Raw genomic sequence first — 23,091 nt, forward strand, 5'->3', positions numbered from 1 at the left:
ACGGGACACGTGATCGAGTGCCTGTGGATGCCTGTGCGCGAGCCGACCCCCGCATCCCCCTCGCACAGAGTGGGTTCGAGCCGTAGGCGTGGACGCCTCAGACCCGCGCGTGCGTGCGGCCTTCGAGCTCCGCACGCGTGATCCCCGCCCCTACGGGCGCGGGGCTGGGGAAGCGCACGCGTGCGGACGGCTTGCCGGGCAGGATCTCGATCCGCAGCTCGGTCGCGTCGCCGCGAAGGTCGGCCGGGATGCGCCAGGGGCGCCCGGTCCACAGGGCATCCGACACGAGCCGGTCGCCGACCCAGGCGCGGGCGACATCGCCGATCCACTCCAGGCGCAACGTGCGCTCGTCGGCCGGGTCGACCGCGATCGTCACGATCGCGGCGGCATCCCACTCCGCCGGGATCGACGCGCGACCGCCCTGTTCGGCACCGGCCGGGGGCGCCCCGGCGGACCGTTCGAGCGTCACCGCGACCTCCGCGGCATGTCCAGGCTCGACCTCGACTGCCACCCACCCGCCGTCGTCGAGCACCTCGAGACGCGGGGACGCAGCGGCATCCCCCGCGAACGAGACCGCCCCGCCGTCGGTCACGACCGCGCCGAGCGCCCAGACGACCCGCCCGTCGGCGACCGCGATCGCATCGGCATCCGCCTCGTCGAGGACGAGCACCCGCGCGACCACCCCGCCGTCGCGGGTCAGTTCCCACATGCGCCCGCGGTCCGCAGCGATCTCCGTGACGTCCGCGTCGGCCGAGAGCAGCGGCGGGATGCCGTCGGTCGCCGCCGCGACCAGCAGCGGCGCCCCGCGCCACACCACCTCGGTCACCGGTTGCGCGGTGAGCCAGTGCACGGTCGCGTCGCCGAGCGGCATCCCGAACGGCCAGGCGAACACCGCGCCGGTCGGGATGTCGACCTCGGGGAACACCGTCTCACCCACCTCGAACCGCACCCCTTCGTGGGCGGGCAGGTCGACCCCGGGATGCCGGTTCACGACGAACACGAAACCGCTCGATCCGTGGGAGCGCACCGACCACCGCAGCCCCGAGACGTCAGGCGAGTCGACGGCGTCCTCGGCGAAGAAGGCGGGCATGGCGGCGAGCGTGGAGCCCCACCGCGCGAGCATGAGGTGCTGTCGGCGAAGCGCCGCCCAGCTCGGCCGCGTCGCGCCGTCGACCTGCACGGGCGCACCGAAGTCGTAGGCGATCTCGGGGAAGTCGTTCGGTCCCGCCGCGGCGTGCGACTCCTGCAGGCCGCGCCGCGGATTGCGGCCGTCGGCGTACATGTAGTACCCCTGCCAGACGCTGCCTGAGGCGAGCTTGGCCATCGCGAGGGCCGCGACGTCGGCGGCGGGCACGTCGAGACGGCGGTGGTAGGCCGACGTCATGCCCGAGCCGAGTTCGCAGGTCGTGAAGGGATGCGGCGCCCGCACCGCTTCAGCGACCGGTTCGCCGGCGCGGTGGTCGGCGCCGATCGAATCGTCGTCGCGGCGCGGTGACGGGTAGAAGTTCGCGTGGCTGCGCAGGTCGGGCTCGACGTCGGCGTCGACCCAGAACGACTCGGGGTATCCGCCGTAGACCGGCAGGAATCCGTCCGGCAGCTGGGCTCCGCCCCACCCGGTCGCTGTCCAGACGGGCGCGCGCAGGCCGAGCCGCTCCGCCATCTCGCGCAGCCGGGAGAGGTGGTCGGCGCCGTCGTAGAGCTCGTTGTCGACCTGGATCGAGAAGAACGGGATGCCGCGCACCTGCTCAGCGAGCAGCGCGTACCACCGCTCGACCTCGGCGAGGTACGCCGGGTCGTTGGTGCGCAGCGGCAGGGCGGAGTCTACGAGCCAGTCGGGCAGTCCGCCGTGTCGGGCCTCCGCGTGCGCGTAGGGTCCGATCCGCAGGATGAGCCCGAGCCCGACCTCGCGGGCTGTCTCGAGGAACGCGCGCACGTCGAGGTCACCGGTGAAGTCCGGCCGCCCGCGCACCGGCTCGTGGTGATTCCAGAGGACGTAGGTCGACACGTGGGTGAGGCCGCCGGCGCGGGCGGCGGTGAGCACCGGCATCCACTTCTCGCGAGGGATGCGTGAGTAGTGGATCTCTCCGGAGATCGGGAAGACCGGGATGCCGCCCTGGCGCACCGACTGCGTGGTGACGTCGACGTCCGAGACCGCCGACGGCCGGATGGCCGCCTGCTCCTCGGCGGCCGGCGTGGGAAGAGGAAGCGTGTGGACGCGGGTCATTGGGGCTCCAGACTCGGGTGTCCCTTGAGCCTAGGATCGCGCGGTTGGCTGTCTCGCTGCGAGCGCGAATCGTCCAGGCATCCCGTCCCCGGACACTCAGGGCGAAGACGCGACCGCGGCACCACTAATCTCGCCTCATGGGCGCTGACGGCACACAGAAGTGGTCACGCGGCCATAGCACCCGCGAGCTGAACCGGGTGTTCCTCGCCGCCGGCTTCGAACGCCGCGGCGAGGAATGGGTCCTCGACACCGCGGAGTTGCGGTGGTGGGTGTACCTGGCGACGGCGAAGCACGACCCTCACCAGCATGAACTCGCCGTCGGCTCGCTCGTGCTGCGCGACGGTGAGCCCGACGCGGAGGCGATGCGGCCAGCCACCTTTTCGCTGGACGACCTTCCCGGCGCATCGCGGCGCGTGTATCGGGATACGGACGAAGCTGCGCACGACCCCCTGGTGCTGGATGCCGAGACGCTCCTGATCCCTCTGCTGAAACGTCTGCCGACGATCGATTCGGTGATCGAGCTCTGGCTCGCCGGCGACATCTCGGCCGGCACGCCCTCAAGCAGCCGGCCGATGCAGATCTGGACTGCGTGGCGACTCGCGACGGAGTGCGACCGGTCCGTCCTCGCGGATCGTGCGCTGCGGATGGCTGAGACTGCGCGCTGGACCCCGGGCGCGAGGCGGCTTCTCATCGATCTCGGAATGCCGCTTGAGGGACGGCCAGGAAAGTACAGGAACGTCTCATTCGTGGACAGACTGGTGCAGCGTGCGTACGTTCGGCGCTTCAGCCCCGTTACCGACGAGAGGCGGATGCCGCTCTAGCCCCTGCGGCACCCCGCAACCGGGGAGAGCGCGCGGGAGGCGTACGAGGTGTTTCTTGCTGGGGCACCGCTGCCTGGGCGCGAGAACGGCTGATCTCGGTCGCCGGAAGGGTGAAACCATGCACTGGTGGCTGCTCAAGCTGTCCGAGCTGTCGGCGGGATAGTCTTCGGGCTCTTGCTCGTATGGCTGTCGTTCTCGCTGACGAGTCGGGACGGGACAGCCCTCTGGAGTCTCCTCGTGCCCGCATCCATCGTGCTGGTCGTGTCGGTACTCACCCTCGTGTTTGGCAATACCCGCCGCGCCCGCGATAAGTGGCAGCAGTACGTCCTCGATGATGACGATGACGATGACAGCAGACGGACGCGTCCGTCGGAGTCAGCTCAGGTTCATGATGCCAGCCGTTCGCGGGATTCCTTCAGGTGGCTGGGCGCGGCGCCCAGCTCATCGTCGAGCGGACGCAACGGTGACAGATCCTGTGCACAGCTCGTGGGTGGGTCAGGCCCACGCGCTACGAGCGCCACGCGAGAGCGGCGTGAGTCGTTCCGCTTCTGACAATCCGGCCCTCCCCAGATCCGCGCGGGATAGCGTTGCCTGGGTGACGCTGAACCATATTCGACGCGGGAACGGCAGCCCTCTGCTGCTCGTGCATGGCCTGGGCGCGGGGTGGCGGTCTTGGACACCGATCCTCGACCGACTGGCGGAACACCGTGAGGTCATCGCTGTCGACCTACCCGGGTTCGGTGAGACACCGCCCTTGGCCGGTGAGGTCTCGATCGCCACGCTGACCGACGCTGTCGCGGACTTCATCCGCGAGCAGGGGCTGGACGGGGTCTCGACAGCAGGCCAGTCGATGGGCGGCCGAATCGTGCTCGAGCTCGCGCGGCGCGGGGTCGGCGGTGACACTGTGGCGTTGGACCCGGGCGGCTTCTGGAGTCACCGCGAGCTCATCGTCTTCGGCGCCACGTTGCGGCCCTCGATCACTCTGGTCAGAGCGCTGCGAGGCATGCTGCCGACCCTCCTAGGCAACCCCGTCGGACGGGCTCTGCTGCTGGCGCAGCTGTCGGCGCGGCCGTGGGCCCTCTCGCCCGAGACCGTGCTGCCGGACGTGCGCGGACTGGCCGATTCGCCGTCGACCGGTGCCGCCATGAACGCCCTCACAAAAGGACCCAAGCAACAGGGCGCACCGGCCGGGACGGTACCTGGCCGGGTCACGATCGGGTGGGGGCGGCGCGATCTGGTGACGGTACCCCGCCAGGCCGCTCGCGCCACAAAACTGTTCCCGGACGCCGAGCTGCACTGGTTCGAGCGCTGCGGCCACTTTCCGCAATGGGACGCAGCGCATGAAGCGACCCGACTCATTCTCGACGGCACCCACTAGCATCCGCGGCCTGCTCTGCCGGCGACTGCGATCGTCACCGTAGGCCGATCACCCCTTCCCCTGCCCCCGATACGCCGTCGGCGACACTCCGTGGGCGACGCGGAACCTCCGCGAGAAGTAGAACGCATCGTCCATGCCGACGCGGCGCGCGACCTCCGCCACGGGTAGGTCGGTCCCATCGAGCAGGTGCCGGGCGTGGGCCATCTTCAGCGCGAGGTGGTGCGCGATGACACCGCCGCCGGTCGCATCGCGGAAAAGCGCGGCGAGGTGCGAGGGCGAGACCCCGACCATCGCTGCGAGTTCGCCCACATGGACAGTGCCATCGATGCGGTCCTCGAGGTAGCGCAGCGCGCGCTCGACGGGCGTCCCGTGCTCGGGCAGCAGCCGGTCGACGGCGAGCTGCGTGAACAGCCGCCACGCCATCCCGGATGCCGCGACCATCCGCGCCGGCGTCGTGTCTCGCGCCAGCGAGGTCGAGATCTCGTCGAGCAGGGCGGTCGCCCGGTCGACGGCGCGCAGCGGCAGCACCACACGGTCCGCCGAGACCCCCGCGGCCCCGACCAGTTCCGGCACGTCCGAGCCGCGCACGTGACACCACCAGATCGTCCAGGGATCACCGGCATCCGCCCCGTAGGAGTGCGTCACACCGCCGGGGATGACGATCGCCGTCGACGACCCGACGCGCGTCCGCTGACCGCCCGCGTCAACCCACCCGGCCCCCGAGACGCAGACGATGACGATCGTCTCGGGCGCGCCGGTGGGGCGATGGCGCCCGTGACCCGTCGCGCGCGGGAAGTAGCCGGCATCCGTCACCACCATCCGCCGGGTGACCGGCTTCGCGAGGGCGGCCTCGACGACCGGACGCGGCACGACGCTCAGACGCTGCCGCTCGAACCCTTCCGCCCGCTGCATCCCCCCATCCTGCCGCACCGCACCAGCGGATCGTCCAGGCCGCCCGCATCCCCGCCCATGGCCCCGCCGCCTCGACACTCGTAGATTCGCCCCATGCCCGACGCCGCGCCCAGCCGCATCCAGCTCCCCGACGCCCCCGCCGACCAGCAGGCGCTACTCGCCGACGGCGGGGTCGCGTGCTGGACCGAGGACGTCGTCATCGACACCTACGAGCCCGGCGATCCTGACCCGTACCCCGCGTTCCTCGACCGGCGCGTCTACCAGGGCTCGAGCGGGCGGGTCTATCCGCTGCCGATGATCGAGGCGATCTCGCACGAGAAACACCCGCGGGTGTGGCGGGCGATCCACCTCGAGAACGCGTACGTCCGGCTGATGCTGCTGCCCGAGCTCGGCGGACGCATCCACATCGGCTACGACAAGGTCGCGGGCTACGACTTCTTCTACCGGAACAACGTCATCAAACCGGCGCTCGTCGGCCTCGCCGGTCCGTGGATCTCGGGCGGCGTCGAGTTCAACTGGCCGCAGCACCACCGCCCGGCGACGTTCCTCCCCGTCGACAACCGCATCGAGCGCGAGGACGACGGCAGCGCGATCGTCTGGCACAGCGACCTCGACCCCCTGCAACGGATGCGGGGCGTCCACGGCGTGCGCCTGCGCCCGGGTTCGTCGCTCATCGAGCTCGACGTGCGCCTCCACAACCGCACCGACGTACCGCAGACCTTCCTGTGGTGGGCGAATGTCGCCGCCCGGTCACACGAGCGGTACCAGTCGTTCTTCCCCGACGACGTGCACTACGTCGCCGACCACGCCCGCCGCGCGATCACCGCGTTCCCCCGCGCCGACCGCCCGTACTACGGCGTCGACTACCCCGCCCTCGCCGCCGAGCGCCCCGACGCCGACCGCATCGACGTCTACAGCAACATCCCCGTCCCCACGTCGTACATGATCACCGACACCGACGACGGCTTCTTCGGGGGCTACGACCACGCCGCCGACGCGGGCTTCGTGCACTGGGCCGACCCGGCGATCTCGCCTGGCAAGAAGCAATGGACCTGGGGCGACGGCCCCATCGGCCGCGCCTGGGACGACCAGCTCACCGACACCGACGGCCCATACGTCGAGCTCATGGCCGGGGTCTACACCGACAACCAGCCCGACTTCGCGTGGCTCGTCCCCGGCGAGACGAAGACGTTCTCGCAGCACTGGTTCCCGATCCACGCGATCGGTCCGGCGCGGCAGGCGACGACGGATGCCGCGGTCTCGGTCACGACCGACGGCGGCCGATCGCGGGTCGGGGTCATCACAACGCACGCGCACGGGACGGCCCGCGTCGAGGTCGAGGTCGACGGCGGCGGGCAGGAGACGTTCGACGTCGCCGTCGGACCCGACTCCCCCGCCATCATCGAGGTCGCCGGGACGGCGATCGCGGTGGGGCTGGTCGCTGGAGATGCGACGCTCGTCCGATGGGTCCGGCGCGACGCGGCGCCCGCCGAGCCCTGGGTCGCGACAGCGCCCGAGCCGGCCGAGCGCCTCGCGGGCACCGACGAGCTGCTGCTCACCGCGACCCACCTGGTGCAGTACCGGCATCCCACCCGGTCGCCCCTCCCCTACCTGCGCGAGGTGCTGCGGCGCGATCCGGACGACGGCCGCGCTCACACGATGCTCGGCTCCTGGCGCCTCGCGCGGGGCGAGTACACCGCGGCGCGCGAGCACCTCGAGGCGGCCGTCGCCCGCGAGACGCGCCGGAACCTCAACCCCCGCGACGGCGAGACGCACTACCTGCTCGGGCTCGCGCTCGAGCGGCTCGGCGAGCGCATCGACGCCGATCGCCGGTTCGCGCGTGCGGCGTGGAACGCGGTGTGGGCGGCACCAGCATCCCTCGCTCGCGCCCGACTCGCGCTGGCGGACGGGCGACCGGCCGACGCCCTCCGACTGGCAGACACCGCTGGGCCGATCGCCGAGGCACGACGCCTTCGCGTGCTCGCCCTGCGCCGGCTCGGGCGGGACGATCGGGCGGCACTCGACGCTCTGATCGCGACCGACCCCCTCGACCCGATCACCGTCTGCCTCACCGGCGCGGCACCGTCGGACCCGCGCGCCGCGCTCGACGCCGGCGCCGAGTTCGCCCGCGCCGGCGCGCTCGACGAGGCCCTCGCCGCGACCGCACGCGAGGCGACCGGCGACGCCGGATTCGGCAACCTCGAGCCGGTCCGGCTGATCCTGCGCGCCGCATGGGCGGATGCCGCGGGTCGCCCCGACCTCGCCGCCGCAGAGCGCAGCGCAGCCGATCGGCTGGATCTGGGCGGCGCTTTCCCCGCCGGACTCGACCAGCACGATGCCCTCGTGGCGGGCGCCGCGGCCGGATCCTCCGCCGCCGCGGCCATGCTCGGCGCCTGGCTGCTCGACGCCGGGCGCGACGACGACGCCCGCGCGGCTCTCCAGCGCGCACGGGACCTGGGTTCTGATGACCCCGTCGCGCTGCGCAACCTCGCCCTTGCGACCGTCCGCACCGGCGGCGACCCCGCCGAGGCGGCCGACCTGTATGAGGCCGGCCTCGGTCACCGCCCCGACCCGCGTCTCGTCCTCGAGCGCGACCTGCTCGCGCAGCTGACGGGAACGGATGCCGCCGCCCGCCTCGCGCTCATGGAACGCCACCCCGCCGCGCTCGATGCCCGCGACGACCTCGCCATCAGCCACGTGGGGCTTCTGCTCGATACAGACCGGGTCGACGATGCGTGGCGCATCCTGACGACGCGCGTGTTCCGCCCGTTCGAGGGCGGCGAGGGGATCGTGCTGGCCGCCTACGACCGCGCGGCCTGCCTCCTGGCGCGACGCTCATGCGCCGAGGGACGAGCGGATGCCGCCATCGCCCTGCTCGAGGCGGGGATCGCCGCTCCGGCGAACCTCGGCGAGGGGAGGCATCCTGCCGTCCCTCAGGGCGAACGGTTCGTGGCCCTCGGCGATGCGCACCGCCTTGCGGGCGACGGTGCCGCCGCTCGCGCCGCCTGGGAGCGGGCCTGTGCGGCGACGCCGCTCGCGGTCGCTCCGCGTCCCGCCGATGAGGCGACGTTCTGGATCGGCGTCGCCCACACCCGCCTCGGCGAGACCTCGGCGGCCGACGCGATCTGGGACGCGCTCGATGCGCGCGCCGCGCAGATCGAGGCGGCACCCGACGAGGTCGACTACTTCGCAACCTCCCTGCCGGAGTTGCTCGTGTTCGACCTGGACACTGCCGACCGGCGCCGGGCGCACGCGGCCGCGCTGCGCGACCTGGCCACCGACGGCCGCACCATCGCGAACGAGAGGATGAACGCATGACCGATCGCTACCTGGGGTCGGGCAATCTCCCCGAGACCCCGTACGGGCCGACAGGCCCGGTGCCCGCTCACCTCCCCAACCGTCTCGCCATCACCCTGTGGGACTTCTCCTGGTACACCCGCGCCGGAGAAGGCGACGTGTACGCCGACCTCGATGCCGGGTGCGCCGACGCCGCTTCGCTCGGCTACAACGCGATCCGGATCTGCGCGGCGCCCCTGTTGCTGTTCGGCGACCTGGGCCTCGACGACCTCGCCCGCGACCTGCGGATCGAGGGGTTGGGGCAGACGGCATCCGGCGGCTATTACGGGCAGCGCACGCGCTGGTACGACACACCCGGCGGCTATGCGATCGACGTGCACGCGCACCTCGCCGCGCTCCTTGCCGCCGCACGGCGGCACGGCCTCGTGCTCATCCTGTCGAGCTGGGAGTACCAGCAGTCCTGCGCGCTCGCCGCGTCGCCCCGATGGTTCGAGGCCATCGACGCCGTGCCGTTCGAGGACCGCTACCGGGTGCTCGCGGACGCGTGGGACCGGATGCTCGCGTGGATCGACGCACAGGGCGCCCGTGACCTCGTCGCCCTCGTCGAGATCCACAACGAGGTCGATTTCTCGATCCTCCCGGCGGTGACCGACGGCGGGGCGACCGCGTTGGAGGGACTGCAACAGCGGCATCCCGATCTCATCGTGACGGCGAGCATCGGCAAGCCGCCGCACCTCGCGATGCACCAGCTGCCCGCGGGGCTGGGCGCCGCGCAGTGCCACGTCTACAGCTACGGCGTGCTCGATGCGCTGCAGAAGCGCATCGACATCCGCTCCGAGGGGAGCGGAGACTTCCCGAACGCCGAGCTGCGCGCGCTCCTGCGGCCCGACGCGCCGACCCCCGACGAGTACGGCCGCCCCGCCGAGTGGAAGCTTCGCGCGACGGTCGTCACCGACCAGATGATCTACGGCTACGACTGGGTGGATGCCGCGGCCTGGGACGCCTGGCTCGACACGGAGTACCCGCGCTACGCCGAGGTGATGCACCGTGAGATCGAATCCCGCGTGATCGCGATCGCCGAGTGGGCGCGCTGGCAGGGCGTACCGGCGCTGATCGGCGAGGGCTGGGTCGGCTACACGCCGCTGCACGGCGGGTTCGAGGAGTCCGAGACCGGTCGCGAGCTGGCGGAACACGGCATCCGCACCGCCCTCGACCGCGGCGTCTGGGGCGTCGTCCTCTGCTCGAACGCCGCCCCACACCACCCGATGTGGCAGCTGCGCGACTGGCAGCAGCGCGTGAACGCGCTCGTGCGCTCGCGCTGACGGAGCTCCGGCAACGGAGGAGGGGCGGATGCCACCGGCATCCGCCCCTCCTCACGTCACCACTCAGCGCAGCGGGACCTTCGCGAACGACATGTCGGACGCGAGGTAGAAGTCCGTGTACGCGGGCTGGTTGTAGGTCGTCTGCTGACGCGCGATCTCGGCCCGGTACTGCGGGTCGTGCATCAGTGTGTAGAGCTTGTGCTCCGTCGGCTCGGTCGAAACGTAGATGCGCAGCGCCGACGAGTCCGCCGTCCGCACGAGCAGTTCCTCACGCCAGTCACCGAAGACATCCGCCACCAGCGACGGGTTGCCCTTCGTGCCGTTGTTCGTGAGGGTTCCGGATGCCGTGAGCATCGTCCCGCGCGCCCAGTCGTCGATCGTGGGGGTCACGGTCTGCGCCCCGTTCACGATCTGCGTCGTGAGGTCACCGGCCCAGCGGATCGACATGTTCGTGCCGGGGTTCGTGGACTGCAGGACGTCGCCGTCCGCGGAGAGAAGACCCGAGGCATCCGTTCCCGCGGGCATGCTCGACCAGACCTCGACGCCGGGAACGTCCGGGCGGACGTCGCCGACCATGCCGCGGCCGGTGTCCTTGCCGGAGTAGGCGCCGAAGAGCACCTCGCCCGTTGCGGCATCCCGCATCGCCGTGCCGTAGGGGGCGTACGCGCCGCCCTCGTGGACGGTGAAGATCTCCTTGCCGGGGCGGTTCGGATCGAAGTCGCCGACGTGCATCGCGTCGCCGTGTCCGAGACGAACGTTCTCACCGGGCGTCGCGCTGCCCTCGGGCATCGTGTCGAACGACGAGTAGAGCAGGCTGCCGTCGTCGTCGAGGGTCGCGGAGCCGTAGACGATCTCCTGCTTTCCGTCGCCGTCGACGTCCGCCGCACTCAGACTGTGGAAGCCCTGCGTCGTGAGCGTGCCGTACTCGGGGTCGGTACCGTCGCGCCCGTGCGGGCCGTCGTTGAACGGATTCGTCATCGGCACGTGACCGCTGTCGACGAGCCAGCGCTTGGTCAGGTGCTTGCCGTTCCAGTCGTACGTCGCGACCGTCGAGCGCGTGTAGTAGCCGCGAGCGAACACCGCCGACGGATGCGTCCCGTCGAGGTACGCGACTCCGGAAAGGAAGCGGTCGACACGGTTACCCGGCTCGATCCGCGACATCGCGTAGTCGCCCCAGAGCAGGCCGTCGTCACCGCGACCCGGCTCGTAGCGGACCGTCTCGAGCTCCTTGCCGGTCTTGCCCTCGAACACCGTGAGGTACTCGGGACCGTCGACGATGAAGCCCTCGAAGTTTCGCAGGACGTTCCTCCCTGAGCGCGACGGCGCGTAGACGTCGATGAAGTAGTCGACGAGCTCCTCGGCGTCGGCGCGGGAGAGCGGGTAGTCGTGGGTCGGCTCGGTGCCGAGCGCCTCCTCGATGGTGGCGGGCCACTGACCCGAGACGACCTCCTTACGCTCCGACCAGCCCTGGAAGACATCGGCGAGGTGGGCGGCGTAGTCGTCGGCGCTCATCCGGTAGTCGTCGGAGTGGGAGTAGCCGGCCTTACGGTCGGCCTTCGGCATAGTGACGTACTCGGCCTTCTTGGCCTTGCCCTTCTTGAACTCCGTGCTCTTCGTGCCCGGGGCCGTCTTCATCATGATCTCGGCCTTGCCGTTGCCGTCGAAGTCGTAGACGAGGAACTGCGTATAGTGCGCACCCGCGCGGATGTTCACGCCCAGGTCGATACGGTTCAGCAGCGTGCCGTCGAGCTCGTACGTGTCGATGTAGACCGGGCCGGTGTAGCCGACCTGGGAGACGTCCTTCGAATTCGACGGGTCCCACTTGACGACGTACTCGTAGGCGCCGTCGCCGTCCACGTCGCCGACCGACACGTCGTTCGCGGAATAGGTGTACGCCTCGCCGGCCGGCGTGACGCCGTCGGCGGGCTTCGTGAGCGGGATGTCGAGGAACGGCGACCCCTGCACCGTCACCTTCTCGGATGCCTTGCCCTCGCGCTTGCCCTGCAGCGGAGAGACAGTGTACTTTGAGCGGTCGGTGCCGTCCGGGTCGACGTAGGTCGTCGAGTCGGTGACGGTCGCGATGCGCTTATCATCGCGCCTGACGACGAAGTCGGTGCCGGTGAGTCCGGTCGCCGACGCGCCGGTCGCTTCACTCTTGAAGAGGCGCCAGGTGAGGTGGATGCCGTCCTCGCCCGGCAGGGCGACGAGGCCGCGGTCGAGCTTCTCGAGCTGTGGCGAGGCGCCGGGCTTCGGCTTCCCCGGGCCGTGGCCGGGGTGCGCGATCGCGGCCTGAGCCGGAACGAGGAGGGCCGCTGCGGCGAGCGCGGCGACGACGGATGTGCGGACGGGTCTTCTCATGCTGTTCACCCTTGAACTCGTGATGGAATGCGGTTTCCCCAGTCGTTCGCCGAGCCTAGGTCGCGCATTGAATCGTGTCAATGGATGCCGCACGGTCACCGCCCGCTCGCCGAGACGGCATGACTCGCGCGTGCAACCCGGGTCGCGGCATCTGTCGAGGATGTGCCGAGTGCAGGTCATCCGCTCACCGGCCCGCTCGATTCCGGCCGCATGCTGGCGCTGACCCTGCACTGGGCGTGCGGCGTGCGGGTGACGCGGGCGCACCGAGCCCACCCAGCGCGACGCCGCCAATCGAACGCGACACGCGGGCTCGAACTCCGCCACAATGAGCACGAACTCCGGAACCGACAACGGGAAGCGCCATGCCCAGACCGAGCACCCTCTCCGACTACCTGGACGGCCTCAGCGCGGCGAGGCGCGACCTGTTCGCGCGCCTCAGCGAGGAGGTTGCGGCGATCGAAACTCCTGAGGAGATCACCCGCCTCGTGTTCCGCGCCGGACAGACCGACCACCCCGAGTACGACGACGCGGAAGTGGTCTTCTGGAAGGCGGTCGATCAGCTGTACCTGCAGGCAGCCGTCTCCGACGGCGACCTGCCGATCCTGTTCTGGGGCTTCCACACCATCGACCTGCTCGGTCGCCGCCATTCCAAGGGCGTGCTCGTCACTGACCGCACCGTCTATGTCGAGGGAGTCGACGAGCTCGATCCGAGACCGTTCAGCCTCGCCTCGCTGGGGACGTCCGAGGTCCGAATCGACGGCGCCGCGCTCCGCGTCGGCGACGCGGCGGTCGACCTCGCTCCGACCGAGCGGGTTCTGGCGGTCGACGAACGGCCTGCCGTCGCGCGCTACGTGTCCGCCGTCATTGACACCGTCCGCGGGACGGTCGCCGTGGCCGACCAGCGCGTCGAGGCTCCCGCGACGGTGGAGGAGCTCGTCCTGGCGAGCAGGCTGTCGTCCGACTTCCTCCTGCCGTCACGCCCGAAGAACGCGAAGGGGATCGCGAAGCTCGCCGCGAAGTGGAAGCTCCCCGCATCCGAGCGCGTGCTCGTGTCGCTCTCCAGCGCGACCTTCGTCGGCGTCTACGGCATCGCGATCACCGACGCGGCGCTCTACTCGCGAGACCTCATGGAGGACCTCGACCGCACTCCCCTCGACGAGATCGGGGCGATCACGTGGGATGCCGAGGCGAAGGGTTTCCGCGTCACGCCGAACCATCTCGCCCCGACGCTTCCCGGCATCAACGACGACAATCGCGACTACGTGGCGGCGCTCCTGACCTCACTGGTGCGGTCAGCCGCGCACACCGGCTGACACCCGGCATCCATCACCGCCCGGCATCCATCACCATCGGGCATCCACCCCACCCCCGACGCGCGACCAGAGGGTGGGCTCGGCGAGGCGCCGGGTCACCCCCCGGTCGAGGCGCGGACGACCAGCTCGGGGCGGAAGCGGATGCGCTGCGGCGCGGCATCCGGGTCCTCGAGCAGGGAGAACAGCGCATCGACGGCGGCGGCTCCGATCTCCCGCGCGGGCTGCCGAATTGAGCTGAGCGGCACGACCGTCGCCTGCGCGAAGTCGATGTCGTCGTAGCCGATGAGGGCGAGGTCCTCCGGCACGCGCAGCGACCCGAGGATGCCGGCGCCCTGCAGCACACCGACCGCCAGCAGGTCGTTGGCGCAGAAGACGCCGTCGGGTCTGCCGGCAGCATCTCGTTTCGCGAGCTCCTCGCCGACGAGCCGGCCGGCGAGCACGGTGAGCTCTTCCGTCGACGCGACCTCCAGGCTCGCCTCGGGCACCTCGGCGAGCGCGCGTCGAGCGCCCTCGAGTCGGTCCGCGACCTGACGGACGGATGCCGGGCCCCCGGCGAAGAGGATGCGTCGGCGCCCCTGCGCCAACAGGTGCTGCACCGCGAGGTATCCGCCTTCGACGTCGTCGACGGCGACCGAGGGCAGCTCGCCGTCGGCTTCGGCGTCGACGAGGACGATCGGGACGCCGGCGGTCTCGAGCTTCTCGGTCCGGGCGTCGTCGAGGGCGAGCGGCGTCAGCAGCACACCGTTGACGCGCTGCTCGCGGAACAGGTCGAGATAGGCGTTCTCGCGGGCGGCATCCTGTCCGCTGCTGCCGAGGAGGACCGTGACGCCGTGCTCGGCGGCGCGTTCCTCGGCGCCACGGGCGACCTCCGCGAAGAACGGGTTAGCCGAGTCGAGGACGACGAGACCGACCGTCCGACTTCGTCCGGCGCGCAGCTGTCGGGCGGCGTCGTTGCGCACGAAACCGAGCTCGGCGATCGCCGCGTGCACGCGCTCGACGGTCGCCGGCGAGACCTTCTCCGGCCGGTTGAGGACGTTCGACACGGTCCCCACCGACACTCCCGCCGCGCGAGCGACGTCCTTCACACTGACTGCCACATGACCTGCCTTGACGAATGCTTCGCCCCCACGTTACTGTTCTCGAGGTTGAATCGTTTCACGGTGCCTGCCGTGACGAATCGCCCTCGAACACCCGCCGGCCCTCACGAAGGAGTGACATGACCCGCGTCGCCTTCCAGCTGCAGATCGACCCTTCGCTCGTCGACGAGTACGTCGCCCGACACGCGCCCGTCTGGCCCGAGATGCTCGCCGAGATCGCGGCATCCGGTCGTCGCAACTACTCGCTGTTCCTCGGTGACGGTGGCCGTCTCTTCGGCTACTACGAAGTCGACGACGACACCGCCGCGCAGGCGTACCTGGCCGCCTCCCCCGTCGCCGCGCACTGGGAGGCCGAGATGGGCCGCTTCTTCGTCGGCCTCGACGGCCGCCCCGACCAGGCGGCAACCCCCCTGGCCGAAGTCTTCAACCTGCACGACCAGTTGGCGGACTCCGCCGACGTTCCAGAAAGCGATCCCTCATGACGACGCTGTCCGCCGCCATCCTCAGTCAGCTCGAAGGCCAGTCGATCGAACTGCCCAGCTGGGCGTTCGGCAACTCCGGCACACGGTTCCGTGTCTTCGCGACGGCCGGAACCCCTCGCGACGCGTTCGAGAAGATCGCGGATGCCGCCGAGGTCCACCGCTACACGGCCCTCGCCCCGAGCGTCGCCCTGCACATCCCGTGGGACAAGGTGAATGACTACGCCGCGCTCCGTCGCCACGCGGAAGACCATGGGGTGCAGCTCGGCACCGTCAACTCGAACACGTTCCAGGACGAGGACTACAAGTTCGGGGCCCTGACCCACCACGACGAGAGCATTCGCCGGAAGGCGATCGACCACCACCTCGAGTGCATCGACATCATGCACGAGACCGGGTCGCGCGACCTCAAGATCTGGCTCGCCGAGGGATCGAACTACCCCGGTCAGAACGACATGCGCGGACGCCAGGACCGCCTGCAGGACTCGCTGCAGCAGATCTACGCCCGCCTCGGCGACGCACAGCGCCTCGTCCTCGAGTACAAGTTCTTCGAGCCGTCGTTCTACCACACCGACGTTCCCGACTGGGGCACGTCCTACGCCCAGGTCGCCGCCCTCGGCGACAAGGCGATGGTCTGCCTCGACACCGGCCACCACGCCCCCGGCACCAACATCGAGTTCATCGTCATGCAGCTTCTGCGTCTCGGAAAGCTCGGGTCCTTCGACTTCAACTCGCGCTTCTACGCCGACGACGACCTCATCGTGGGCTCCGCCGATCCGTTCCAGCTGTTCCGCATCCTCACCGAGGTCGTCCGCGGCGGCGGACTCAACAACCCCGACGTCGCCTTCATGCTCGACCAGTGCCACAACATCGAGGACAAGATCCCCGGCCAGATCCGCTCCGTGCTCAACGTGCAGGAGATGACGGCGCGCGCGCTCCTCATCGACCGGGACGCCCTGGATGCCGCGCAGCGGGCCAACGACGTGCTCGGAGCCAACGGCATCCTCATGGACGCCTTCTACACCGACGTCCGCCCCGCCCTCGCAGAGTGGCGCGAGTCGCGCGGGCTTCCCGCCGACCCGATGGCCGCGTTCGCGGCATCCGGTCACCTGCAGCGCATCGCCGACGAGCGCGTCGGCGGCACGCAGGCCGGCTGGGGTGCATGATCGTCCGATGAGCGAGAACCCCACCCCCTACGGCGCGGCCGGCGGCGTCGTCCGCGTCTACCCCGCGCGCGTCCTCGACCGCCCCACTCCGGGACTCGTCTGGCTGCACGGCGGCGGGTTCGCGGCCGGCGACATCGACATGCCCGAGGCTGATTACGTCGCCCGGACGTTGGCGGATGCCGGGACCACGGTCCTCTCCGTCGACTACCGCCTGGCGCCCTTACCTGACGGGTGGGAGGCTCCCGTGACCGAGCCCGGCCGCGAGCGCGCCGGGTACCCCGCGGCATCCGACGACACTCTCACCGCGTGGGAGTGGGTGCTCGCCGAGGCCGCGACGCTCGGCGTCGATCCGGCACGGCTCGCGATCGGTGGGGCGAGCGCGGGCGCGAACATCGCGGCCGGTGCGGTGCTCCGCCTGATCGAGACCGATCGGCAGCTGCCGGCGCTCGTCCTGCTCGCCTATCCGACGCTCCTCGCCGAGCAGCCCGAACCCGAGGGCGACCTCCGCGCCGCGCTCGATGCGCGCCCCGAGGCGGACCGCTTCGGACCGGATGCCGTCCGCGGCATGTACGAGAACTACCTCGGCGGGTCCGTCGTGAATGCACCCCTCGGAGCCATCCCCGGACTCGCCTCGACGGCGGATCTGGCCGAGTTCCCGCCGACGCTCATCGTCGCGGGCGACGTCGACGAACTGCGCGTCTCGAGCGAGCACTTCGCCCGCACGCTCGCCGCCGCCGGCCGCGAGGTCGAGCACGTGATCGAGCCGGGTACCGACCACGGTCACCTGAACCGCCCCGACGAAGGGGATGCCGCATCCCTCACCCTGGCCCGCTTCGCCGCGCGGCTGACGGCGCTCACCCCGTGAGCTCCGCGCGGGGCGCCGTCGCTGCCGTCGATCTGGGGGCCACGAGCGGTCGAGTGATCGTCGGGCACGTCGCCGCGGACGTCCTCGAAACGACGACGGTCGCACGCTTCGCGAACGAGCCCGTTCGTGTCGCGGACGGGCTGCACTGGAACCTGCTGGGACTCTACGGGTCGGTCCTCGAGGGTCTCCGCGCAGCCCTCCGGACGGACGCCGACATCGCGAGCATCGGCGTCGATTCGTGGGCCGTCGACTACGGCCTGATCTCACGCTCGCGAATGCTCGGCGAGCCGTTCCACTACCGCGACGAGCGCACGGCGCGGGGCGTCGAGGCCGTGCACGCGTCGCATCCGCACGACGCCCTCTTCGCTCGGAACGGTCTGCAGTTCCTCCCCTTCAACACGCTGTACCAGCTGGCCGCAGAGGACCGTTCGGTACTGCAGCTCGCCGACCACGCCCTCCTCATCCCCGACCTGATCGGGTTCTGGCTGACCGGGCAGGCGCGCACCGAGCGCACCAACGCATCGACGACGGGGCTGCTTCGCGCCGACACCGGCGAGTGGGATGCCGATTTGGCCGCCGCGCTCGGACTGCCGCAGCACCTCCTCACCCCACTCATCTCGCCGGGCGAGAGGCTGGGCACGCTCACCGCCGACGTCGCCACGAGCCTCGGCGCGCCCCGGACCGCGGTGACCGCTGTCGGGTCGCACGACACCGCATCCGCTGTCGTCGCCGTGCCGATGACGTCGGGCGACGCGGCATACATCTCCTGCGGCACGTGGGGTCTCGTGGGGGTCGAGGTCGACCGCCCCGTTCTCACGGACTCCGCTCGGGAGGCGAAGTTCACGAACGAGGGCGGAGTCGACGGACGCGTCCGGCTGCTCCGCAACGTGATGGGACTCTGGATCCTCAGCGAGACGGTCCGCGGCTGGCAGCGCGAGGGTCACGACGTCGAGCTCGGCGAACTACTCGCGGCGGCAGCCGCAGTCACCGCTCCTGCCACCGTCTTCGACGTCGACGACAGTCGCTTCCTTCCCCCCGGCGACATGCCCGCCCGCATCGTGGCGTGGTGCGAGGAGCACGGGGCACCGGCGCCGCAGAGCCGGGCCGAGATCGCCCGCAGCATCATCGAGTCGCTCGCGCAGGCGTTCGCCGATGCCGCACACGAGGCCGGACGGATCGGCGGAATCGACGTGCGCGTCATCCACATCGTCGGCGGCGGTTCGCTCAACGAGCTGCTCTGCCAGCGGACGGCCGACCGGGCGGGCGTCCCCGTGCTCGCGGGTCCGGTCGAGGCGACCGCACTCGGGAACATCCTCGTACAGGCCCGCGCCGCCGGCATCCTGCCCGGCTCGCTCGAGTCGCTGCGCGACCTCGTCGCCCGCACGCACACCCCCCGTCGGCACGAGCCACACGCCGGGTGAGCCCGCGACCGAGCCCGACCGTCCGTCACCCCTAGGCTGAAAATCATGCCTGCGCCGACCCTGAACCGCGAGATCCTGCGCCTCGCCGTGCCTGCGCTCGGCGCGCTGGTCGCCGAGCCGATGTTCCTCATCGTGGATGCCGCCCTGATCGGACACCTCGGCGTCGTGCCTCTCGCGGGCCTCGGCATCGCCAGCGCAGTGCTCCAGACGATCGTCGGACTGATGGTGTTCCTGGCGTACTCGACGACTCCGGCGGTCGCCCGGAAGTTCGGTGCCGGCGACAGCAAGAACGCGGTCAGCGTCGGCATCGACGGACTCTGGCTCGCGCTGGGTCTCGGCGCCCTGCTCGCTCTGTTCGGATCGCTCGCGACGCCGTGGCTCGTCGACCTCTTCGGGCCGAGCCGCGAGGTCGCCGAGCAGGCAGTGACTTATCTTGCGCTGTCGATGTGGGGCCTGCCCGCGATGCTCATCGTGTTCGCCGCCACCGGACTGCTGCGCGGCATGCAGGACACCGTGACACCGCTCTGGATCGCGGGCCTCGGCTTCGGCGCCAACGCGCTGCTCAACTGGCTGTTCATCTACGGGTTCGGGTGGGGCATCGCCGGGTCCGCCGCGGGCACCGTCGCCGCGCAGTGGGGCATGGTCGCGGCCTACGTCGTCGTCATCGGACGCCTCGCGCGGCGCCACTCGGCATCCGTCCTGCCCCAGCGCGACGGCGTGCGCGGGTCGGCGAAGTCGGGCGGCTGGCTGTTCCTGCGGACGGTGTCGCTGCGCATCGCGCTGCTCGCGACGGTGGCCGTCGCGACGGGTCTCGGCACGGATGAGCTCGCCGGGTGGCAGGTCGCATTCACGATCTTCTCGACGGCGGCGTTCGCCCTCGATGCGCTGGCGATCGCCGCGCAGGCGCTCATCGGGCGCGGGCTCGGCGCCGGCGACGAACCGTTCGTGCGCCACGTACTCGGTCGGACAGTCGCGTGGGGCGCGTGGTTCGGCGTCATCGTCGGGGTGGCCATCGCCGCCTTGTCAGGCGTCATCGGCATCGCCTTCACGGGGAGCTCGGAGCTCGCCGGGCTGATCCAGCCGGCCCTCCTCGTGCTCGCCCTCGCGCAGCCGGTCTGCGGCGTCGTGTTCGTCCTCGACGGCGTGCTGATGGGAGCGGGCGACGCGAAGTACCTGGCGATCGCCGGCGGCCTCAACCTCGTGCCGTACCTGCCGGCGCTCGCGATCGTCATCGCCCTGCACCCCGGCGGTGCGGGCGGACTCGCCTGGCTCGCGGCCTGCTTCTTCGGCGTCTACATGCTGGCCCGTCTCGGCACGCTCGGCTGGCGCGTGCGCCGTTCGGAGTGGCTTCGCGTCGCCGTGTGACCGGATCCGCGGCATCCGTGCCGCCCCCGCAGTGTCACCCGGCTCCCCTAGAGTGCGGTCATGGATCCCCGTGACGACGACTTCCTGAACGACCTGCACCGGCTGGTGCAGCGACTGAACCGGATGCCGGAGGCCGAGGAGGCTCCGCTGACGCCGCTCGGCGAGCGCGTCCGGGACCATCTCGGCGCCGACCCGACGGGACTGCCCATGGTGTCCGAAGCGGTCCCGCCGCACCGCCTCGTCGATCTCGACCTCGCCCTCGACGCCCTGGCCGGCGACGACGCCGAGGTCATCGGACTGCGCGGAGGCAGGCATCTGCGGCACGAGGAGTTCTCGGGCCTGCTCGCGTCGCCCTACGCCCGCATCCAGCCCGGTCCGGTCGAGTACGTGTCGGTCCCCACCGGGCCCGAGACGACGCGGCAGACGAAGTCGACCGCCCTACGGATGTTCCGCGTCGACGGGATGCCGGTGGCCGCCCTGCAGCGCGCCGCCGACCCGCAGTCGGGTCGCGAGACGGCGTCTCTCGACGTCGTCGCCGCGTCGCCCGAGGTCGCCTCGGAGCTCCTCGCCGAGACGCGACGCCTGATGAACGATCTCAGTGTCGTGCGTGGCAACGTCGTGAGCTTCGCGCGCGGAGAGTACGGGGCGAGCGGCATCGGACGGATGACGTTCCTCGAGCGGCCGACGGTGACCGCCGACCAGGTGATCCTGCCGGAAGGGCTGCTCGACCGTATCCGCGCACATGTCGTCGAGATCGGCGGTCGCGCCGACGAACTGCGCTCCCGCGGGCAGCACCTCAAGCGCGGCGTCCTCCTGTACGGCCCTCCCGGAACGGGCAAGACGCTGACCATCCGTCACCTCATCCACGAGACACCGGGGACGACGGTCGTGCTCCTGCAGGGGGCCGCACTCGGACTGATCGGTGAGGCCGCCTCGCTCGCCCGTGCGATGAGCCCTGCCCTGGTGGTCCTCGAGGACGTCGACCTGGTGGCCGCGGACCGCGGTGACTTCGGATTGCAGCCGCTGCTGTTCGAGGTGCTCGACGCGCTGGACGGCCTCGACGGGGACGCCGACGTGGCCTTCGTCCTGACGACGAACCGGGCCGAGATCCTCGAGCCCGCTCTGGCCGCGCGGCCCGGCCGCGTCGACCTCGCCCTCGAGATCCCGCTGCCCGATCTGCCGGCCCGGCAGCGCCTGTTCCAGGTGTACGGCGGCGAGCTGCCGTTCTCGGCCGACGCGCTGGGTCAGTCCGCTGAGCGCGCCGAGGGGGTCACGGCATCCTTCGTGAAGGAGGTCGTGCGACGTGCGGTGCTGCGCGCCGTGACCGACGGTCGCGACGTGACCGACGACGACCTCGCGGTCGCTCTCGACGCGATGCTCGACGACACCCGCGGGATCTCGCGCGTGCTGTTCGGCGGGGATGCGGCCGCCGACGCCGCCGCGACGGGCGACGAGGGCGGCCGGAGTTTCGGCGTGTTCGCCTGACTTCGCAGCGGGCTCAGGCCATCAGCGGGATGGACCCGACGAGGACACCCACAGCGAGCATCACGAGCGACACGATGACCGCCCGCCAGAGCACCTTCTTGTGGTGGTCGCCGAGGTTCACACCGGCGAGCGAGACGAGCAGCAGGATCGCGGGGACGAGCGGGCTCTGCAGGTGCACCGGCTGACCGGTGATCGAGGCACGGGCCATCTCGACCGGCTCGATCCCGTACGTCGAGGCGCTCTCGGCGAGGATCGGCAGGATGCCGAAGTAGAACGCGTCGTTCGACATGAAGAACGTGAACGGGATCGACAGGATGCCGGTGATCACGGCCATGAACGGTCCGAGTGACGGCGGAATCACCTGGGTGACCCAGCTCGCCATCGCGTCGACCATGCCGGTGCCGTTGAGCACGCCGACGAGCACACCCGCGGCGAGCACCATCGACACGACGCCGACGATGCTGGGGGCGTGGGCGACGATCTCGTCGGCCTGGTTCTTCAGCCGCGGGAAGTTGACGATGAGCGCGACGGCCGCGCCGACCATGAAGACGTAGGCCAGCGGGTAGATGTCGAGCACGAGCATCACCATGACGGCGAGGGTCAGGACGAGGTTGAACCAGATGAGCTTGGGGCGGAGCGTGGCCCGGTTCGGGTCGAGCAGCGTGTCGGCCATCGCGGTGTCGGCCGTGTCGACCAGCTTGGCGGCGTCGACGGCGGAGCGGGCGCCCCGGACCGTGACGATGTTGCCGGTGCGCAGGTGCGCGCGGGCACCCGGCTTGCTCTCCGCGCCGCGGAACAGTCGCGGCGCGCCGAGACGACCGTCGCCGGCGCCCTCGAGGCGCGAGGTGTCGACCGATCCGGCGAGGCGACGGCGCTCCGAGAGGCCGAGGAACCAGGCGAACAGCAGCGAGATGACGAGGCCCGTGGCGAGCGAGGGCAGCATCGGAACGAAGATGTCGGTCGGCTGCAGCCCGAGCGCCGACGCGGCGCGCACCGTGGGACCGCCCCACGGGACGATGTTGAGCGTGCCGTTCATGAGACCGGCGACACAGGTCAGGACAACGGGGCTCATGCCGAGGCGGAGGTAGATCGGCAGCATCGCAGAGGTGGTGATGATGAAGGTGGTGGACCCGTCCCCATCGAGCGAGACCGCTCCGGCGAGGATCGCGGTGCCGAGCACCACCTTGGCGGGGTCGTCCCCCAGCAGGCGGGTGATGACGCGGATGAGCGGGTCGAAGAGCCCGACATCGATCATGATGCCGAAGTACATGATCGCGAACATCAGCAGCGCTGCCGTGGGCGCGAGATCGCCGATCGCGTCGATGACCATGTCGCCGAGGCCGAGGCCCGCACCGGCGAACAGGCCGAAGATCGTCGGCACCGTGATGAGCGCGACCATCGGGGTCAGTCGCCGGGTCATGATCAGCGCCATGAAGGTCAGCACCATCACGAACCCGAGGATGACGAGGATCGTGTCCGGTGGGGTGAACGCCACGGGGTACTCGACTGCCTCGGTATGCACGATGCTCATCGCGACTCCTTCGTCGTGAAGCGGCGCCGGGGGGAAATGGCACCTGGTCCCGCGAGC

At 70.8% G+C, this 23,091-nt stretch carries 16 protein-coding genes; 11 read left to right on the forward strand and 5 right to left on the reverse strand.

Going from position 1 to position 23,091, the window contains the following annotated elements; genetic code table 11:
• Window positions 1-97: 97 nt before the first annotated feature.
• A complete protein-coding gene (locus MO1_RS09465; protein ID WP_060915889.1) occupies window positions 98-2,224 on the reverse strand; it encodes a beta-galactosidase in 2,127 nt (708 codons plus the stop codon).
• A 137-nt stretch (window positions 2,225-2,361) separates the two neighbouring features.
• Here MO1_RS09465 and MO1_RS09470 point away from each other — a divergent pair, with 137 nt between their 5' ends.
• The gene (locus MO1_RS09470; protein ID WP_060915890.1) at window positions 2,362-3,045 is read left to right on the forward strand and encodes a hypothetical protein; all 684 of its coding nucleotides are present in this window, start codon (window positions 2,362-2,364) and stop codon (window positions 3,043-3,045) included.
• 595 nt (window positions 3,046-3,640) lie between these two features.
• The gene (locus MO1_RS09475) at window positions 3,641-4,423 is read left to right on the forward strand and encodes an alpha/beta fold hydrolase (protein ID WP_060915891.1); all 783 of its coding nucleotides are present in this window, start codon (window positions 3,641-3,643) and stop codon (window positions 4,421-4,423) included.
• 48 nt (window positions 4,424-4,471) lie between these two features.
• On the opposite strand, the gene MO1_RS09480 is transcribed toward MO1_RS09475, so the two are convergent.
• Complete coding sequence (locus MO1_RS09480; RefSeq protein WP_060915892.1) at window positions 4,472-5,335, reverse strand: AraC family transcriptional regulator; 864 nt, start codon at window positions 5,333-5,335, stop codon at window positions 4,472-4,474.
• 93 nt (window positions 5,336-5,428) lie between these two features.
• Here MO1_RS09480 and MO1_RS09485 point away from each other — a divergent pair, with 93 nt between their 5' ends.
• Entirely contained in the window at window positions 5,429-8,653 is a 3,225-nt protein-coding gene (locus MO1_RS09485; RefSeq protein WP_060915893.1) for a DUF5107 domain-containing protein, read from the forward strand.
• Window positions 8,650-9,954 (forward strand): cellulase-like family protein, encoded by a 1,305-nt coding sequence (locus tag MO1_RS09490; protein WP_060915894.1) that lies wholly within the window; start codon window positions 8,650-8,652, stop codon window positions 9,952-9,954. Before MO1_RS09485 ends, MO1_RS09490 begins: the two co-directional genes overlap by 4 nt.
• 63 nt (window positions 9,955-10,017) lie before the next feature.
• On the opposite strand, the gene MO1_RS09495 is transcribed toward MO1_RS09490, so the two are convergent.
• Window positions 10,018-12,312 (reverse strand): rhamnogalacturonan lyase, encoded by a 2,295-nt coding sequence (locus tag MO1_RS09495; RefSeq protein WP_370670641.1) that lies wholly within the window; start codon window positions 12,310-12,312, stop codon window positions 10,018-10,020.
• Between the two features lie 362 nt (window positions 12,313-12,674).
• Here MO1_RS09495 and MO1_RS09500 point away from each other — a divergent pair, with 362 nt between their 5' ends.
• A complete protein-coding gene (locus MO1_RS09500) occupies window positions 12,675-13,625 on the forward strand; it encodes a hypothetical protein (protein ID WP_060915896.1) in 951 nt (316 codons plus the stop codon).
• A 95-nt stretch (window positions 13,626-13,720) separates the two neighbouring features.
• Here the strand turns inward: MO1_RS09500 and MO1_RS09505 are convergent, their stop codons facing one another.
• A complete protein-coding gene (locus MO1_RS09505) occupies window positions 13,721-14,722 on the reverse strand; it encodes a LacI family DNA-binding transcriptional regulator (RefSeq protein WP_076708558.1) in 1,002 nt (333 codons plus the stop codon).
• Window positions 14,723-14,841: 119 nt separating this feature from the next.
• Here MO1_RS09505 and MO1_RS09510 point away from each other — a divergent pair, with 119 nt between their 5' ends.
• The 6 genes from MO1_RS09510 to MO1_RS09535 are packed head-to-tail and all read left to right on the forward strand — an operon-like array spanning window position 14,842 to window position 21,503.
• Window positions 14,842-15,204: an L-rhamnose mutarotase gene (locus MO1_RS09510; protein WP_036309577.1), complete on the forward strand. Its 363-nt coding sequence runs from the start codon at window positions 14,842-14,844 to the stop codon at window positions 15,202-15,204.
• Window positions 15,201-16,367 (forward strand): L-rhamnose isomerase, encoded by a 1,167-nt coding sequence (rhaI, locus tag MO1_RS09515; RefSeq protein ID WP_060915897.1) that lies wholly within the window; start codon window positions 15,201-15,203, stop codon window positions 16,365-16,367. The genes MO1_RS09510 and rhaI overlap by 4 nt, the downstream gene beginning before the upstream one ends.
• A gap of 7 nt (window positions 16,368-16,374) precedes the next feature.
• Window positions 16,375-17,232, forward strand: a complete 858-nt coding sequence (locus tag MO1_RS09520; protein WP_060915898.1) for an alpha/beta hydrolase — start codon at window positions 16,375-16,377, stop codon at window positions 17,230-17,232.
• A complete protein-coding gene (locus tag MO1_RS09525; RefSeq protein WP_036309572.1) occupies window positions 17,229-18,653 on the forward strand; it encodes a rhamnulokinase in 1,425 nt (474 codons plus the stop codon). Before MO1_RS09520 ends, MO1_RS09525 begins: the two co-directional genes overlap by 4 nt.
• Window positions 18,654-18,698: 45 nt before the next feature.
• Complete coding sequence (locus MO1_RS09530) at window positions 18,699-20,018, forward strand: MATE family efflux transporter (RefSeq protein WP_060915899.1); 1,320 nt, start codon at window positions 18,699-18,701, stop codon at window positions 20,016-20,018.
• 60 nt (window positions 20,019-20,078) lie between these two features.
• Complete coding sequence (locus MO1_RS09535; protein WP_060915900.1) at window positions 20,079-21,503, forward strand: AAA family ATPase; 1,425 nt, start codon at window positions 20,079-20,081, stop codon at window positions 21,501-21,503.
• A gap of 13 nt (window positions 21,504-21,516) precedes the next feature.
• On the opposite strand, the gene citH is transcribed toward MO1_RS09535, so the two are convergent.
• Window positions 21,517-23,034, reverse strand: coding sequence for a citrate transporter CitH (gene citH / locus MO1_RS09540; protein ID WP_036309565.1), 1,518 nt, complete (start codon window positions 23,032-23,034; stop codon window positions 21,517-21,519).
• Window positions 23,035-23,091: the final 57 nt, after the last annotated feature.

It is taken from the genome of Microbacterium oleivorans NBRC 103075, assembly GCF_001552475.1.
GTDB classification, from domain to species: Bacteria; Actinomycetota; Actinomycetes; order Actinomycetales; family Microbacteriaceae; genus Microbacterium; species Microbacterium oleivorans.